The organism is Nocardiopsis sp. M1B1, from assembly GCF_052466615.1.
On record NZ_CP196194.1, the window covers coordinates 5,695,417 to 5,710,959 of the forward strand.

Annotated in this window: 18 protein-coding genes; 13 read left to right on the plus strand and 5 right to left on the minus strand. The window is 73.2% G+C overall.

Annotation, left to right across the window (positions count from 1 at the left end; all coding sequences use genetic code 11):
• Positions 1–55 precede the first annotated feature (55 nt).
• Complete coding sequence (locus ACSTA4_RS24660; protein WP_444961197.1) at positions 56–1,957, minus strand: serine/threonine protein kinase; 1,902 nt, start codon at positions 1,955–1,957, stop codon at positions 56–58.
• 46 nt (positions 1,958–2,003) lie between these two features.
• On the minus strand, positions 2,004–3,860 hold the full coding sequence (locus ACSTA4_RS24665; protein ID WP_444961198.1) for a serine/threonine-protein kinase: 1,857 nt from the start codon (positions 3,858–3,860) through the stop codon (positions 2,004–2,006).
• A 387-nt stretch (positions 3,861–4,247) separates the two neighbouring features.
• Here ACSTA4_RS24665 and ACSTA4_RS24670 point away from each other — a divergent pair, with 387 nt between their 5' ends.
• The 13 genes from ACSTA4_RS24670 to ACSTA4_RS24730 all read left to right on the plus strand — a co-directional run bounded on the left by ACSTA4_RS24670 (position 4,248) and on the right by ACSTA4_RS24730 (position 12,107).
• The gene (locus ACSTA4_RS24670) at positions 4,248–4,631 is read left to right on the plus strand and encodes a DUF3054 domain-containing protein (protein ID WP_444961199.1); all 384 of its coding nucleotides are present in this window, start codon (positions 4,248–4,250) and stop codon (positions 4,629–4,631) included.
• A 51-nt stretch (positions 4,632–4,682) separates the two neighbouring features.
• The gene (locus ACSTA4_RS24675; protein ID WP_416023331.1) at positions 4,683–5,072 is read left to right on the plus strand and encodes a hypothetical protein; all 390 of its coding nucleotides are present in this window, start codon (positions 4,683–4,685) and stop codon (positions 5,070–5,072) included.
• Between the two features lie 36 nt (positions 5,073–5,108).
• Positions 5,109–5,861 (plus strand): TrmH family RNA methyltransferase, encoded by a 753-nt coding sequence (locus ACSTA4_RS24680; protein ID WP_444961200.1) that lies wholly within the window; start codon positions 5,109–5,111, stop codon positions 5,859–5,861.
• Between the two features lie 51 nt (positions 5,862–5,912).
• Positions 5,913–6,548 (plus strand): GNAT family N-acetyltransferase, encoded by a 636-nt coding sequence (locus ACSTA4_RS24685; protein WP_444961201.1) that lies wholly within the window; start codon positions 5,913–5,915, stop codon positions 6,546–6,548.
• 161 nt (positions 6,549–6,709) lie between these two features.
• Positions 6,710–7,348 carry a GNAT family N-acetyltransferase gene (locus tag ACSTA4_RS24690; protein WP_444961202.1) on the plus strand — a complete coding sequence of 213 codons (639 nt, stop codon included), beginning with the start codon at positions 6,710–6,712 and terminating at the stop codon, positions 7,346–7,348.
• A 227-nt stretch (positions 7,349–7,575) separates the two neighbouring features.
• Positions 7,576–8,541, plus strand: a complete 966-nt coding sequence (locus ACSTA4_RS24695; RefSeq protein ID WP_444961203.1) for a hypothetical protein — start codon at positions 7,576–7,578, stop codon at positions 8,539–8,541.
• A gap of 175 nt (positions 8,542–8,716) precedes the next feature.
• On the plus strand, positions 8,717–9,217 hold the full coding sequence (locus tag ACSTA4_RS24700) for a hypothetical protein (RefSeq protein WP_444961204.1): 501 nt from the start codon (positions 8,717–8,719) through the stop codon (positions 9,215–9,217).
• A complete protein-coding gene (locus ACSTA4_RS24705) occupies positions 9,214–10,443 on the plus strand; it encodes an NRAMP family divalent metal transporter (protein ID WP_444961205.1) in 1,230 nt (409 codons plus the stop codon). Before ACSTA4_RS24700 ends, ACSTA4_RS24705 begins: the two co-directional genes overlap by 4 nt.
• Before the next feature lies 1 nt (position 10,444).
• The gene (locus ACSTA4_RS24710; protein WP_444961206.1) at positions 10,445–10,834 is read left to right on the plus strand and encodes a hypothetical protein; all 390 of its coding nucleotides are present in this window, start codon (positions 10,445–10,447) and stop codon (positions 10,832–10,834) included.
• A complete protein-coding gene (locus tag ACSTA4_RS24715) occupies positions 10,831–11,163 on the plus strand; it encodes a PRC-barrel domain-containing protein (protein WP_444961207.1) in 333 nt (110 codons plus the stop codon). The genes ACSTA4_RS24710 and ACSTA4_RS24715 overlap by 4 nt, the downstream gene beginning before the upstream one ends.
• A 77-nt stretch (positions 11,164–11,240) precedes the next feature.
• The gene (locus tag ACSTA4_RS24720; RefSeq protein ID WP_416023349.1) at positions 11,241–11,441 is read left to right on the plus strand and encodes an Arc family DNA-binding protein; all 201 of its coding nucleotides are present in this window, start codon (positions 11,241–11,243) and stop codon (positions 11,439–11,441) included.
• Positions 11,438–11,824: a type II toxin-antitoxin system death-on-curing family toxin gene (locus tag ACSTA4_RS24725; protein ID WP_416023351.1), complete on the plus strand. Its 387-nt coding sequence runs from the start codon at positions 11,438–11,440 to the stop codon at positions 11,822–11,824. Before ACSTA4_RS24720 ends, ACSTA4_RS24725 begins: the two co-directional genes overlap by 4 nt.
• Positions 11,825–11,918: 94 nt before the next feature.
• A complete protein-coding gene (locus ACSTA4_RS24730) occupies positions 11,919–12,107 on the plus strand; it encodes a CopG family transcriptional regulator (RefSeq protein ID WP_444961208.1) in 189 nt (62 codons plus the stop codon).
• Between the two features lie 69 nt (positions 12,108–12,176).
• Here the strand turns inward: ACSTA4_RS24730 and ACSTA4_RS24735 are convergent, their stop codons facing one another.
• Genes ACSTA4_RS24735 through ACSTA4_RS24745 form a run of 3 tightly spaced genes read right to left on the minus strand, consistent with a single transcriptional unit; the run spans position 12,177 to position 15,523 of the window.
• Positions 12,177–12,923: a succinate dehydrogenase/fumarate reductase iron-sulfur subunit gene (locus ACSTA4_RS24735; RefSeq protein ID WP_017564106.1), complete on the minus strand. Its 747-nt coding sequence runs from the start codon at positions 12,921–12,923 to the stop codon at positions 12,177–12,179.
• Positions 12,920–14,866, minus strand: coding sequence for a fumarate reductase/succinate dehydrogenase flavoprotein subunit (locus ACSTA4_RS24740; RefSeq protein WP_444961209.1), 1,947 nt, complete (start codon positions 14,864–14,866; stop codon positions 12,920–12,922). Before ACSTA4_RS24740 ends, ACSTA4_RS24735 begins: the two co-directional genes overlap by 4 nt.
• The gene (locus ACSTA4_RS24745; RefSeq protein WP_444964265.1) at positions 14,867–15,523 is read right to left on the minus strand and encodes a succinate dehydrogenase cytochrome b subunit; all 657 of its coding nucleotides are present in this window, start codon (positions 15,521–15,523) and stop codon (positions 14,867–14,869) included. It abuts the gene before it with no gap.
• Positions 15,524–15,543: the final 20 nt, after the last annotated feature.

The following is a 15,543-nucleotide window of genomic DNA, read 5'->3' on the forward strand; positions in this document are numbered from 1 at the left end:
CGCGGCCGTCCTCGGGGGCGGCTCCGGGGCCCTAGCGGGCACCCGCGCGCGGCGCTCAGCCGGTCCCGGTCTGCGGGGCCGCCTCCTCCTGGCTGGCGGCGATCTCCGACTCCTCGGGCACCTCGATCTCCACGGGTTCGTTGAACTGGAAGAAGCCGATGATCGTGGACTCACCGTCCATGTGGGTGCCGTTGATCCCCTCGCCCTCCCAGGAGTCGTAGGTCTGGAAGTGCTGCGGGTAGCCGTCGTCGCCGATCCACAGGTCGAAGGTGACCTCCCGGTCCCCGGTCCGGCCCTCGACGCGCTCGTCGGGCTCCGCGGGGTAACTGCCGGTGTAGTGGTGTCCCACGCGCCCGGCCAGGTCGATGCCCTCGGTCATGTCCTCGGGGTAGTCGGTGGCTGGGGGCGCCGACTCCCCCTGGTAACTGATCCGGCTTCCCTCACCGAGGACGGTGCGGAGGGACTCCACGGTGGACGTCCAGGCCGCACGGGGTTCGTCCTCCAGTTCCTCCGGCGCCGGGCGGTAGTAGCCCCCCTCGACCAGACCGACCAGGTTGGAGTCCGTGCGGGCCAGGACGTCGTCCGGCCCCTCCCCGATCTCCAGGGTGAGGTAGGTGGCCGGTCCTTGGTAGCTGACCTGGAGGTACCTGGGTTCGGGGTCCTCGGTGTAGGAGTGGTTGACCGGGTACCCCATCCCCGTCTCGGCATCCCTCGACGTGGAGTAGGCCGCGAAGCTCGACGCGCCGAGGGCCAGCCCGACGGCCTCGTCCACCACCGCCTCCGCGTTCTCGGGGTCGGCCCGCACTGCGGGCTCCGCGTTGTCCGCCGCACCCTCACCGCCGCCCGTCCGGTCCCCGGTCGCGGCTCCCCCGTCGGCGGCGCCCCCGCCCGCGGTCTCCTGACCGTCCTCGGGGCGCACGACCAGCCAGGTCGCGACCAGTGCGGCGGCCAGGACGGCCGCGGTGGCCGCGAGCAGCGGCGTCCGGGCGGACCGGCGGACCCGGCGGGGCGCGGGCGCTTCCACCCCCCGCCACTCGGTGGCGAGCAGGCCGGGGACGACCTCGGTGACCGGGTCGCCCTGGAGCGGCTGGACCCGGGTGGCGTTCCAGCCGGAGGTGAGCTCGGTGACCACCTCGGCCGCCGCGGGTCTGCGTCCGGGGTCCTTGTCGAACGCCCGCCGTACCGGGTCCAGGAGTTCGGGCGGCACCCCGTCCAGGTCCGGCTCGCCGTTGCGGACCCGGTGGGACACCACCTCGGCGGACTCCCTGCCGAAGGGATCGCGGCCGGTGGCGGCGAAGGCGACCAGGCCCGCCCAGGCGAACATGTCGGAGCGGTCGCTGGCGGCCCGCCCCCCGTACTGCTCCGGCGCCACCCACCCCGGGGTGCCGAACAGGCCGCCGGTGCGTGTCAGGGCGGTGCCCTCCACCGCGCGGGCGATCCCGAAGTCGAGCACCTTCGGGCCGGTCGGGGACAGGATGACGTTGCCGGGCTTGAGGTCGCGGTGCACCACGCCCGCGGCGTGGATCGCGGTGAGCGCCTCGGCGAGGCCGACCGCCAGGGCGAGCAGCACTCCCCCGGAGAGCGGCCCGTGCCGCCGCACGTGCTGGCGCAGGGTCAGGCCGGGCACGTACTCGGTGGCCAGCCACGGCGTGCCCGCCTGCGTGTCGGCGTCCAGGAACGCCGGAGCACAGGCCGCGCGCACCCGCCTGACCATCTCCACCTCGCGGGCGAAGCGGGCCCGGAAGGCGGGGTCGGCGGCGAAGTGGGCGTGGACGACCTTGACCGCGGCGCAGCCGTCGCCCGAGTCCAGGCCGGCGTAGACGGCTCCCATGCCGCCCGCTCCGACGCGGCCGACCACGTGGTAGCCGCCGATGCGCTCGGGGTCGGCCCCGGTGCGCGGTTCCACGCCGGGGGGAAGCCGCTTCCGGTCGAAGGCGGGAGTGGTCGCTGTGGTCAACGTGGGCCCTTCCTGGGGGTTCGGGGACGGAGGCGGCGCGCGTGGCTCAGGAGAACGGGTCGGACTCCTGGTACGCGCAGCTGTTCACGGGGGCGCCGCCGACCAGGGCGGCGTCGTGCGGAGCGAGCCCCGGCGAGTCGGTGAAGCCGGGGAGGGCCTGCTCCTGGCCCAACTGCGGGGCCACGTGGCAGAAGCCGCCGGGGTAGTCGGGGGCGATCCGCTGGTCCTCGTCCAGGACCTCGGCGGGCAGGTGGTAGAAGACGCCGCCGTTGACGGCGCCGGTGATCGTCACGGTGAACTCCGCCACGGGGTTGTCCGGGTCGAGCTCGGCGAGCACGCCCCGACTGCCCGGGCGGTGGAAGTCGAGGTGGTCCTGATCGGGGGTGATCTGGCCCACCCAGGCGAAGTCGTCGTTGTGGACGGTCAGGCCGCCGAAGTCGGGGAGGTACTCGGCGGTGGCCGTGACGGTGATCGAGTTCGTGAAGCGCTCCCCACGGGTGAGGGTCAGCCGCAGCTGTTCCAGCGCCTCGCCCTCCCCCTCCGCGGGTTCGAGCGTGCGGACCAGCTGGGCGCTGTCGCCGAGAACGGGCCGCACGGTCACGGTCCCGGTGGCGTACAGGTCCCGGTACTCGGCGGGGACGTCCTCCCCGGCGCCGCCCTGCCCCGCGCCGTCACCGTCGGCGGTGCCCGAGGTGGCGGTCCCCCCGCCGGCGGTACCGTCGCCCGGTGCCACGGGCCCCTCCTCCCCGGCCCCGGAGAGGGCGGTCAGCCCCGTCCCGGCCAGCACGGCGAGGGCGAGTCCGGCCGCGCCGACCGCCAGGGGCCGCTGGTTGCGGCGCGCCCAGGAGCGCCGGGGCGGGGCGTGGAAGCGCCAGAGGTCGGTCCGGCCGTCGTCGGGGGCGACGGCGCCGGTCCAGACCCGGGCCACGAGCCCGGGGAGGTCCGCGCCGGGGTCCGTACCGGGGTCGGTGGCAGCGGCTGTGGGACCGCCCGCCGGGGCTCCCGTCGCACCGGAAGCGCCCGTCCCGACCGGGGCGGCGCGCAGCAGCGCGGCCGTCTCCCGCAGCGCCGCGGCCGCGTCCGGACGCCGCGCGGGGTCCTTGTCCAGGGCCCGCTCCACCAGCGCGCGCAGGGTCCCGGGAAGGCCCTCCAGGTCCGGCGGCTCCGACAGCACGCGCGGCACCAGGGTGTCGGTGCCGCCCGCGCCGAACGGGTTGCGTCCGGTGGCGGCGAAGGCCGTCAGCCCGCCCCAGGCGAACATGTCGGAGCGGTCGGTGGCCTCACCGCCCGCGTACTGCTCCGGGGAGGTCCAGCCCGGCGTGCCGACCAGTCCACCGGTCCGGGTGAGCGCGGTGCCGTCGACCGTCCGGGCGATACCGAAGTCCAGCACCCTCGGACCCCGCGGGGACAGGATCACGTTGCCGGGTTTGAGGTCGCGGTGCACCACGCCCGCGCCGTGGATCGCGGTCAGGGCCTCGGCCACGCCCAGCGCGAACGCGGTGAGGGCCGCGCCGGTGAGCGGTCCGTGGGCCCGCACGCGGGCGTCCAGGGTCGGTCCGGGGACGTACTCGGTGGCCAGCCAGGGGACCTCGGCACGGGTGTCGGCGCCCAGGAAGCCGGGCACGCAGGCCGCGCGCACCCGGCGCAGTAGGGCGACCTCCCGGGCGAAGCGCTCCCGGAACTCGCTGTCGGCCGCGTAGACCCGGTGCACGCACTTGACCGCCACCCGCCGGTCGGCGTCGTCGAGCGCCGCGTAGACCACGCCCATGCCGCCCGAGCCGATCCGGCCCACCACCCGGAAGGGGCCGACGCGCCGGGGCTCGTCGGATGCGAGCGGCCGCACGCCGGGCGGCAGGGGAGGCTGCGCGGAGCCGGGGTGCATGGGCGGGGGGGCTGCGCTCATGTGGCGTGGACGACCTTCTGTTGTCGGGGGTTCGGGTGGGGCTGGGGGCACGAACGGCCCGGAGAGCGGAGCCGTCGGCGGACACCAACCTAGGACACGGCCGCGACGGTCGTGGTTCTCGCGCACTCCACCCGATCCGCTGTTTTCCCGTCCCCACCGTCCGCCCCGCTGGTTCCCGTCCGCACCACCGCACTCGGCCCCGCGCCCACCACCGGACCGGCCGGGACCGGAGTCCTCGGTCCATCGACACGGCACACCGCCCACACCATCGCTCCCCCCGGCCCCACCTCCCCCACCGGACCGGCCGGGACCGGAGTCCGCCGACACGTCGCGACGCTCCGCCCGCCCCGCCCGAACGTTCCCTCGACCCGGGCATAGCCTGGCCGTATGCGTTCCTCCACCGCGCCGCGCGCCCTGGCCGCGCTGCTGGCCGACCTGGTCTGCGTGCTGGCCTTCGTCGTGATCGGCAGGACCGACCACGGGACCGGCACGGCCCTGGCCGAGATCGCCTGGACCGCGTGGCCCTTCGCCGCCGGGACGGTCCTGGGCTGGGCGGTCACCCGTGCCTGGACCGCCCCTGTCCGGATCTGGCCGACGGGGTTGTTCGTGTGGGCCGTGACCGTGGTCGGGGGGATGGCGGTACGCGTGTTCCTCGGGGAGGGCGCCCCGACCAGCTTCGTCATCGTCACCTCCCTGTTCCTCGCCGCGACCATGCTCGGCTGGCGCTGGGTGGCTCTTGTCGTCGCGAAGAGGAGACAGCGCCGCTCCTGAGGGGGAACACTGGGTGGCGGAACACAACCTCCCTCGCGAAGGAGCCCCCCCGTGGCCGATCCCGTCACCCTCGCCATCGCCGCCGCCGTCGTCACCGGCGCGGTCGGCAAGATCACCGAAGCGGCGACCGAAGGCACCGTCGCCGCCTTCAAGTCCCTGCGCAAGGCGGTCTTCGCGCGCTTTCGCTCCGACCCCGAATCCCAGCAGGTCCTGGACGACGCCCTCCTGGAGCCGGAGGACCCCGAGGCGCTGGCCGCCGTCGCCGAACGCCTGGAGCGGGCTGAGGCCGAGGAGCCCGCGATCCGCGCACTGATGGCGGAGCTGCGCGGCGAGTTCGTCCAGGAGGGCGACGGGGCCGTGCACAACAGCATCCAGGGGGACGTCAGCGGCAGGGCGCGCGTGTTCCAGGGCCGTGACTTCCACGGGGACATCCACCTGTAGGAGGTCCCACCGCGGAGCGTTCGTAAGCTGGAACAGATGAACGAGCACCCCGCACCCCAGTCGCCTCCCTCCGGCTCCGTCCGCGGTCCCGCCTCCCCCGCGTCCGCGGACGGAGCCGGTGAGGACGAGGCGCGCGAGGTGGGCGTGGGCCCGTGGGAGGGCCCCTGGCCCGAGGGCGACCACTACGATCCCGAACTGCTGGCGGGCGGCGACCGCCGCAACGTCGTGGACCGCTACCGGTACTGGCGGCGCGAGGCGATCGTGGCCGACCTCGACACCGTGCGCCACCCCTTCCACGTCGCCGTGGAGAACTGGACGCACGACTTCAACATCGGCTCGGTCGTGCGCACCGCCAACGCGTTCGGGTGCGCCGCCGTGCACATCGTGGGCCGCCGCCGCTGGAACAAGCGCGGCGCGATGGTGACCGACCGCTACCAGCACGTCCACCACCACCCCGACACCGAGGCGCTGGTGGCCTGGGCCGAGGAGCGCGGGCTGGCGCTGCTCGGCGTGGACAACCTGCCGGGTTCGGTACCGCTGGAGACCTATCCGCTGCCCAGGAACGCCGTGCTGGTGTTCGGCCAGGAGGGCCCGGGGCTCTCCGAGGAGGTGCGGCGGGTGTGCCGGGCGGTGCTGTCGATCTCCCAGTTCGGTTCGACCCGGTCGATCAACGCCGGGGCCGCGGCCGCGATCGCCATGCACGCCTGGGTGCGGGCCCACGTGTTCGACCAGCCGGTCCCTGCCGCCTTCTCCGCGGACGCCCCGACCCCCACCACGGCACTGTCGTGATGGTTCCGTGATCTACCATGGTCGAAAGGCCCCTATCAGAGAGATTCCGGGATGAGTCCAACCGTCACAGCAGCCTCCCGTACCGCCACGATCGACGACGTCGCCGGTGTCGCGCGCGTTCTGGCCAGGTCAGCGCAGGAGGACCCGCTCTTCCGGTGGCTGTTCCCCGACGACGAGCTGCGGATGGCCCGGACGCGCCGCTTCTTCGCCCTGACCGCGGGCTTCGGCTACGTCCCCTCGGGTGACACCCGGGTCGCCGAGACCAGGGACGGCAGCGAAGACGCGCCGGTGGTGCGCGGTGCGGCGCTGTGGGCCCCGCCCACCGCCAATCCGGAGGGCCAGCTGGTGTCGCTGCGCACCTGGCCGCACTGGGGTCCCCTGATCGGCCGTACCCGCCTGGCCGCGTTCGTGCGCGTGTTCGCCGAGTGGAAGCTGGCCGCGCCCCAGGAGCCCCACCTGTACCTGGCGGCGCTGGGCGTGGACCCGGCCGCCATCGGCACGGGCGTCGGCGGCGGACTGCTCACCTCGGGTCTGGACCGCGCCGACTCCCAGGGCCTGCCGGTGTTCACCCAGACGCTCAACCCCAAGACCGTCGGCTTCTACGAGCGGTTCGGGTTCCGGCTGGTCCGGGAGGCGGAGAGCCCCGAGGCGGGAACCAACTACTTCCTGCTGCGCGCCCCCTCCTGAGGGCCCGCGGGCCCGCTGCCCCTCCCGGGAGCCGTCCCTCACCGGAGGGCCTCCCCTTCCCGGGGAAACGCCCCACCCGCGACGGTCGCCCGCCCTACCATGAGCGGTGATCGGAGCCCCAGGCACAGGGGTACCCCGGCCCCAGGGAAGAGGCAGCCCCCGTGACCCCCACAGCGGTACAGGCGGTCCGCACCGCGACCATGAACGACGTGCCCGCCGTGGCCCGGGTGCTGAGCCGCGCCCTCTACCACGACCCGCTCTTCCGGTGGCTCTTCCCGGACGACGGCCTGCGCATGGCGCAGAACTTCCGCGCGTGCGCGCTGCTGGCCGGGTTCGGGCACGTCCCCGGCGGCCACGCCACCGTGGCGGAGTCCCCGGAGGGCCCCGGGCGTGTCCCGGTGGTGCGGGGCGCGGCCCTGTGGACCCCGCCCGACGCGGGACGGGAGGGAGCGGCGCTCCCGCTGAGGTCGCTGCCGCACTGGTTCAGGCTGGTGGGGCTGTCCCGGCTGCCGGAGCTGACCTGGTACAACGGCGAGGTCAGGGCGTCGGTGCCGGAGGGTCCGCACTGGTACCTGTGCGTGCTGGGCGCCGACCCCGCGGCGGACGGGACCGACGCGGGGGCGCGGCTGCTGCGCCAGGGCCTGGCGCGGGCCGACGCGGACGGCGTGCCGGTCTACCTGGAGACGGCGGACCCGGCGGACATCGGCCGCTACGAGGACTACGACTTCCGGGTGGTGCGGGCGGTCCACCCCCCGTCGGCCCCCTCGACCTACTGCATGCTGCGCCCCGCCGCCCCCTGAGGCCCGCCCGCCGGACGGCCCCGCCTCCTCCGGCGTTCCGGCGCCTGCCCAAGCCCGGCGGTCCGCCGCCCCCTTCGGCTCCGGAGACCTGTGTCTCCGGAGTCCCGCGTCCCCGGAGTCCCGGCGCACGCGGAGACCGGCCGGGAACGGGCCGCGGGCGGACCCGGGAGGCGACGCGGACCGATCGGGGTCTTCTGATCCACCGGGCCCCCTGACAGGATGGGCGCGTGGACATCCGAGGAATCTCCCACCACACCGACGGCGTGTCCGAGGACGCGGCGGCGCGCGACATGCGCGTCATCCGCGAGGACCTGCACTGCACCGCCGTGATGCTGATCGGCGCCGACACCGGACGGCAGCGGGCCGCCGCGCGCGCCGCCCTGGAGGCGGGTCTGGACGTGTGGGTGCGCCCGCAGCCGGAGAACCCGCCGGTCGCCGAGCGGCTGGAGCACCTGGCCGCCACCGCCCGCATGGCCGAGGAGCTGCGCCTGGAGCACCCCGGCCGCGTGACCCTCATGGTCGGCACCGAGTTCTCGCTGACCTCCCCGGGCCTGCTCCCCGGCGGGAGCGAAGTCGTCCGCCTCCAGTTCGTCACCCGCCCGTGGCTGCGCCGCCCCTTCGAGCGCAGGATGCGGCGCAGGCTCGCCGCGCTGCTCGCCTCGGCCCTGGACGTGGCCCGCGAGCACTTCGGGGGGCCGGTGACCTACGGGGCCGGGGGCTGGGAGGAGGTGGACTGGTCGGGCTTCGACCTGGCCGGGGCGAACCTGTACCGGTCCGGGACCGACGCCGACGCCTACGAACGGCGGCTGGACGCGCTCCGGGACGGTTGCGGCAGGCCCCTGGTGATCACCGAGTTCGGCTGCGGCGCCCACGACGGGGCCGACCTGCGCGGGGCCGCGTCCTTCCTCGCGGTGAACTGGTTCGCCGACCCGCCGCGCCTGCGCCGGGGCACCGCGCGCAACGAGGCCGTGCAGGCCGGGTACCTGGACGCGCTGCTGGGGCTGTACCGGGAGCGGGGGGTGCACGGCGCGTTCGTGTTCACGTTCGCCATGCCGGGCTTCCCGCACAGCGAGGACCCCGTGTACGACCTGGACGCGGCCGGGTTCGGCGTGGTGCGCACGGCCGAGGACGACCCGTCGTCCTGGGAGCCCAAGGAGGCCTTCCACACGGTCGCGCGGCGCTACCGGACCTGAGGGAGGGCCGCCGCCCCCGAGACAGGGACCGCTGACCCGAGGCACGGCATCCCCGAGGCACGGCGCAGCACCCGTAGGCACGGCACGGCCGCCGGGCGGCACACCGCGAACGCCCGGGTGACACGCCGCGGACGGGCACGGCCGCCGGACCCGCGCGCGGTTAGGGTCCTGAGCCATGACGGGTAGCGAACGGCCGCGGCCGGGGCGTCCCCGCGGACCCCGGGGCCTCCTCGCGCGGTGCGCGCCCGCCGCACTGGCGGCGGCCCTCGCGCTGGCGTCCGCGGGCTGCACCGCCCCGGCGCTGACCGCGGACGCCTACCGCGACGACGCCCGGCAGACCACCGGGGACCTGCTGTCGGCCGTCCGCACGGGGACGCTGGTCGCGGAACTGGCCGAGGACGACCGGGCGTTCCAGCCCTACCTGGAGGTCAGTGCCAAGGACGCGGAGGACTCGGCCCGCTCCCTCACCGACACCTTCGGCTCCCTCCAGCCGCCCTCTCCGAGCTGTGACGGCCTGCGGGACGAGGTGACGGACCTGTCCGACGCCGCCGTCCACGGCCTGTCCGACCTTCGCGTCGCGCTGGGGCGGGAGGACCGCGACGGGGTGGCCGGGGCCGCCGAGGCGCTCCGCGGGACCGCCGACGCGCTGGCGGGACTCCAGGAGGAGCTGCGGTGAGAATCCTCCTGTCCTTCACCCTGGGCATGCTCACCGCCGTCGGCGGGTTCCTGGACATCGGCGACCTGGTCTCCGCCTCCGTGGTCGGCTCCCGTTTCGGGATGTCCCTGGCCTGGGTGATCCCCGTCGGCGTCATCGGGATCATGCTCTTCACCGAGATGGCGGCGCGCGTCACGGCCGTCAGCGGCCGGGCCGTCTTCGACCTGGTCCGCGAGCGGCTCGGCGCCCGCGCGGGCCTGGCCAACCTGCTGGCGTCCTACGTCATCACCCTGCTGACCATGTCGGCGCAGATCGGCGGTATCGCGCTCGCCCTCGAACTGGCCAGCAGCGTCCACTACCTGCTGTGGGTCCCGGTGGCCGGGTTCCTGGTCTGGGTGGTCGTGTGGCGGATGCCGTTCGGGTGGATGGAGAAGACCTACGGTCTGCTCGGCCTGGCCCTGGTCGTGTTCGCCGTCGCCCTGTGGCGGCTGAGCCCCGACTGGGGCGGTCTCCTGGCCGACGCCGCGAGCTTCTCCCCTCCCCCGGACGAGGAGTGGTCCGTGTGGTCCTACTACGCGATCGCGCTGTTCGGCGCGACGATGACCCCCTACTCGGTCCTGTTCTTCTCCTCCAGCGGGGTGGAGGAGAAGTGGACCCCCCGCGACCTGGCCACGGCCCGGATCAACATCTTCCTCGGCTTCCCGGTGGGCGGCCTGCTCGCCCTGGCCATCATGGGCTGCGCGGCGGCCTGGCTCATGCCCGCCGACGTCCACGTGGAGGACCTGGGCCAGGTCGCGCTACCCGTGGTCGCGGCGCTGGGCAAGCTCGGGCTGGTCGTGGTCCTCGTGGGCTTCTTCGCGGCCACGTTCGGCGCCGCGCTGGAGTCGTCCCTGGCGTCGGGCTACAGCGTGGCCCAGTACTTCGGCTGGCCGTGGGGCAAGACCCGGCCGCCGGTGCGGGCGGCGCTCTTCCACTCGGTCATCCTGCTGGGCCTGGTGGCGGGCACCCTCTTCGTCCTCACCGGGATCGACCCGGTCAAGGTGGTCGAGTACAGCATCGTGCTGTCGGCGGTGGCGCTGCCGCTCACCTACCTGCCGATCTTCGTGGTCGCCAACGACCGCCGTTACCTGGGCGACCGGGTGAACTCGCGGTTCACCAACATCCTCGGATCGGTCTACCTGGTGCTCCTCCTCGTGGTGTCGGTCGTGGCCGTCCCCCTGATGCTCTACACGAAAGCGGGGCAGTGACATGTCCGAGAACCACGAACGCGAGTCCGTGTTCCGGATCGGCTTCACCGTGCTGGACCGCCAGATCGTGGACCGCGACGGGCAGCCGGTGGGCAAGGCGGACGACGTCGAGTTCTCCTGGGAGGAGGGCTCCCCTCCGGCCATAACGGCGCTGCTCACCGACTCCGCCGCCCTGGGCCCCAGACTCTCGGGGCGCCTGGGGAGGCTGTGGCGCACGGCGTTGGGGAGACTGCGGCCCTCCGAGCACGAGCCCGTGCGCATCCCGGTGGGCGACGTCGAGGACTTCGCCCCCACGACCCGTCTGTCCACTCCCGTGCCCGAGGGGAGCCGCGCGGCGGAGAGGTGGCTGAGCCGCAACGTCATCGGCCGGATCCCGGGGGCGGGGCGATGAGCGGGTTCCTGTTCAGCGAACTGCTCGGCCGCCGGGTCAGGGACAGCTCCGGCCGGACGGTCAGCGAGGTCCAGGACGTGGTCGTGCGCCGCGACGGGGAGGTCTACACCGTCCTGGGCCTGGTGCTGGGGCGGGGCGCGTTCGCGGGCCGCCTCGGCTACGGGGGTTCGCTGGAGCCGCCCTCCCCGTGGCACCGGGTGCTGGGCTGGATGCGTCGCCACGAGCGCTACGTGGCCTGGGAGGACGTCCGGAGCCTGGACGGGGGGTCCGTGGAGATCGGCGTCGGGTACGGGGACCTGCCCCGGCACTGGCGCGAGCACGAGGGCTGAGCCGCCCCGGAGGGGCCCGCGTTCCCGCCCGCCACCGTGTACCAGAGGCTGATACCACTTGCCGGTACCATCTCGGCATGAACATGCATCTGCGCCTGCCCGACGACGTACACGCGGGGATCAGGCAGGCCGCCGAGGAGGACGGCAACAGCGTCAACACCGAGGTGGTCCTCGCGCTCAAGGAGTTCCTCGCGGCCCGTCAGACCGAGAGGGTCCGCCGGTACGCGCTGGAGATCGCTGAGGAGGACGCGGAACTGCTGGCGAGGCTGGCCCAATGACGCCCTACCTCACCAGGGCGGACGTCGCCGCGGTCATCGACGCGGCCCTTCCCGGGTACGTGTCGATGCGCGACGTCGGCCAGCTCCACGCGGCGCTGCTGCGCCCGCAGGCGACCGCCTTCGGCGACGACGCCTATCCGGACGTGTGGCAGAAGGCCGCCGCCCTCATGCAGTCGGTCCTCATCGGCCACCCCCTGTCGGACGGCAACAAGAGGCTGGCCTGGATCGCCGCCAAGGCCTTCCTGCGCCTCAACGGCCAGAAGGTCGGCAGGCCCGACCAGAACGCCGCCTACGACCTGGTCATCGCGGTCACCACCGGCGACCTGGCGGACGTCCCCGAGATCGCCGACCGGCTCAGAGGTCTCATGCCGCCCGCGGAGTGACCCCCGGGGTCGGCGTCGGGCCGCGCCCGCGCCCGGAGGCGCCGGTCTCCGCGTTTTCCCCGCGCCCGGACCCGGCAGCCGCTACCTTCGAGCCATGGACATGCACCTGCACATGCACGACGGCCTCCACGCCCTGCTCAGGGAGGTCGCGGAGCGGGACGGCGTCAGTGTCGAGGCCGCGGTCGTCACCGCCGTCGAGGACTTCGTCGCGAGCCGCCAGCCGCGCGGGGCCCGGAAGCCGGTGGAGCAGGACGCCGGACGGCTCCGCCCCCGGGCGGAGTGACCCCCGGCGACGGCGACGGGCCGCGCCCCCGAAGGAGCGCGGCCCGTGCGGTGCGACAGGGGGCGGCGGTCAGCCGACGCCCTTGCTGAGCGAGCCCAGCAGGTCGCGGTTGAGCTGCGAGATCGTGTCCAGCGGGATGCCCTTCGGGCAGACCGCGGCGCACTCACCGATGTTGGTGCAGCCGCCGAAGTCCTCCTCGTCCTGCTGGTTGATCATCTTCACCACGCGCGAGGACCGCTCGGGCTGCCCCTGCGGGAGCATGCCCAGGTGCGTGACCTTCGCGGCGGTGAACAGCATGCTGGAGGCGTTCGGGCAGGCCGCCACGCACGCGCCGCAGCCGATGCAGGTCGCGGCGTCGAACGCGCGGTCCGCGTCCGGCTTCGGGATCGGGTTGGCGTGGGCGTCGGGCGCGGTACCCGTCGGGGCGCTGATGTAGCCGCCCGCCTGGATGATGCGGTCGAACGCGCCGCGGTCCACGACCAGGTCCCTGACGACCGGGAACGCCTTGGCCCGCCACGGCTCCACCGTGATGGTGTCGCCGTCGTTGAAGCTGCGCATGTGCAGCTGGCAGGTCGTGGTGCGCTCGGGGCCGTGCGCCTCACCGTCGATCACGACACCACAGGCACCGCAGATGCCCTCGCGGCAGTCGTGGTCGAAGGCGACCGGGTCCTCGTTCTCCAGCGTGAGCTTCTCGTTGAGGACGTCGAGCATCTCCAGGAACGACATGTCCGGGGAGACGTCGGTGAGCTTGTACGTGGCCAGCCGACCCTCGTCGTCCGGCCCCTTCTGACGCCATACGCGCAGGGTGATGTTCACTTGTAGCTCCGCTGCTTCATCTCGACGTACTCGTACTCCAGGGCTTCCTTGTGGAGCACGGGCTTGCTGTCATCGCCGCCGAACGCCCAGGCAGCCACGTAGGCGAACTCGTCGTCGTGGCGCAGCGCCTCGCCGTCCTCGGTCTGGCTCTCGGCGCGGAAGTGGCCGCCGCAGGACTCGCGGCGGTGCAGGGCGTCGATGCACATGAGCTCGCCCAGCTCCAGGAAGTCGGCCACGCGGTTGGCCTTCTCCAGGGCCTGGTTGAACTCCTCGTTGGTACCCAGCACCTTGACGTCGCGCCAGAACTCGGCCCGCAGCGCCCGGATGAGCTCGATGGCCTTGGTCAGGCCCTCCTCGCTGCGCTCCATGCCGCAGTACTCCCACATGATGTGGCCGAGCTCCTTGTGGAAGGAGTCGACGGTGCGGGAGCCCTGGACGGACAGCAGCTTGTCGATGCGGGAGGTCACCTGGTCCTTGGCCGCCACGGCCTCGGGGTGCGACTCGTCGAGGGCCTCGAACGGGCCCGACGACAGGTAGTCGTTGATGGTGTTGGGCAGGACGAAGTAGCCGTCCGCCAGCCCCTGCATCAGCGCGCTCGCGCCCAGGCGGTTGGCGCCGTGGTCGGAGAAGTTGGCCTCACCGGTCACGAACAGGCCCGGGATGGAGCTCTGGAGGTCGTAGTCGACCCACAGACCGCCCATGGTGTAGTGCACGGCCGGGTAGATGCGCATCGGAACCTCGTACGGGTTCTCACCGGTGATGCGCTGGTACATGTCGAACAGGTTGCCGTACTTGGCCTCGACGGCGTCCTGCCCCATGCGCCCGATGGCGTCGGCGAAGTCCAGGTAGACGCCCAGACCGCCGGGGCCCACGCCTCGGCCCTCGTCGCAGACGTTCTTGGCGGCGCGGGAGGCGATGTCGCGCGGCACCAGGTTGCCGAAGGCCGGGTAGATGCGCTCCAGGTAGTAGTCGCGCTCCTCCTCCGGGATCTGACGCGGGTCGCGGGTGTCCCCGTGCGCCTTGGGCACCCAGATGCGGCCGTCGTTGCGCAGCGACTCGCTCATCAGGGTCAGCTTGGACTGGTAGTCGCCGCTGACCGGGATGCAGGTCGGGTGGATCTGCGTGTAGCACGGGTTGGCGAAGAGCGCGCCCTTGCGGTGCGCGCGCCAGGTCGCGGTGACGTTCGAGCCCATCGCGTTGGTCGACAGGAAGAACACGTTGCCGTAGCCGCCGGTGGCCAGCACCACGGCGTCGGCGAAGTGGGTCTCGATCTCACCGGTGACCATGTCGCGGACGATGACGCCGCGCGCGCGGCCGTCCACGACGATGACTTCCAGCATCTCGTGGCGGGTGTGCATCTTGACGCTACCCGCCGCGATCTGGCGCTCCAGGGCCTGGTAGGCGCCGATGAGCAGCTGCTGGCCCGTCTGGCCGCGCGCGTAGAAGGTGCGCGAGACCTGCACGCCGCCGAAGGAGCGGTTGTCGAGCAGGCCGCCGTACTCGCGGGCGAAGGGCACGCCCTGGGCGACGCACTGGTCGATGATCTCGACGCTGGTCTGGGCCAGGCGGTAGACGTTCGACTCGCGGGAGCGGAAGTCGCCGCCCTTGACGGTGTCGTAGAACAGCCGGTAGATGCTGTCGCCGTCGTTGCGGTAGTTCTTGGCGGCGTTGATGCCGCCCTGGGCCGCGATGGAGTGCGCGCGCCGCGGGCTGTCCTGGTAGCAGAACGAGGTGACCTTGTAGCCCGCCTCGCCCAGGGTCGCGGCCGCGGAGGCTCCGGCCAGGCCGGTGCCCACCATGATCACGGAGAGCTTGCGCCGGTTCGCGGGGTTGACCAGCTTCGCCGAGAAGCGCCGCTTGTCCCAGCGCTCGTTGATCGGGCCCTCCGGGGCCTTCTCGTCCCGGATCGGGTCGCCGACGCGGTAGAAGTCGTTGTCAGACAATTAACTCACCAGTCCAAAGGTGACCGCCAGAGGCGGGAGCAGGAAGCCGACCGTCACGATCAGCGAGATGCCCAGCGCGATGGCGTTGAGTCCGGGCTGCCGACGCGACATGTTGGCGCCGAGGGTGGCCAGGGCGCTCCAGATGCCGTGCCGCAGGTGCAGGCCCACAGCGATCACGGACAGGACGTAGAACAGGGTCACGTACCAGAACTCGGGCTGGAACCCGTTCACGAGCCGCTCGTAGGGGCTGTCGGACGCGCCGCCGGGGGCGATGGTGTTCGTGGTCAGGTGCAGGATGTGGAAGACCACGAACAGCGCGACCAGGATGCCGCCGTAGCGCATGGTGTAGGAGGAGTAGCTGCGGACCACCCTCTTCTTCACCTGGTAGCGCTGGGCAGCCGGACGCGCTCTGCGGGCGCGGGCCCACAGCGTCACCGCCGCGTAGATGTGGATCAGGACGCTCGCCAGCAGGACGATGCGGAAGATCCACAGGAATCCGCTCTCGGGCAGCAGCGGGTAGCCCAGCTCCCGGAGGCTGTGGGCGTAGCCGTCGAAGGCCTCCTGGCCCGAGAACACTTTCAGGTTGCCGTACATGTGCGCGATCAAATACAGCACGAGGATCGCCCCGGTGATCGCCATCGCTGCCTTGAGCGCCACCGTGGACCCGTAGGCCGTAG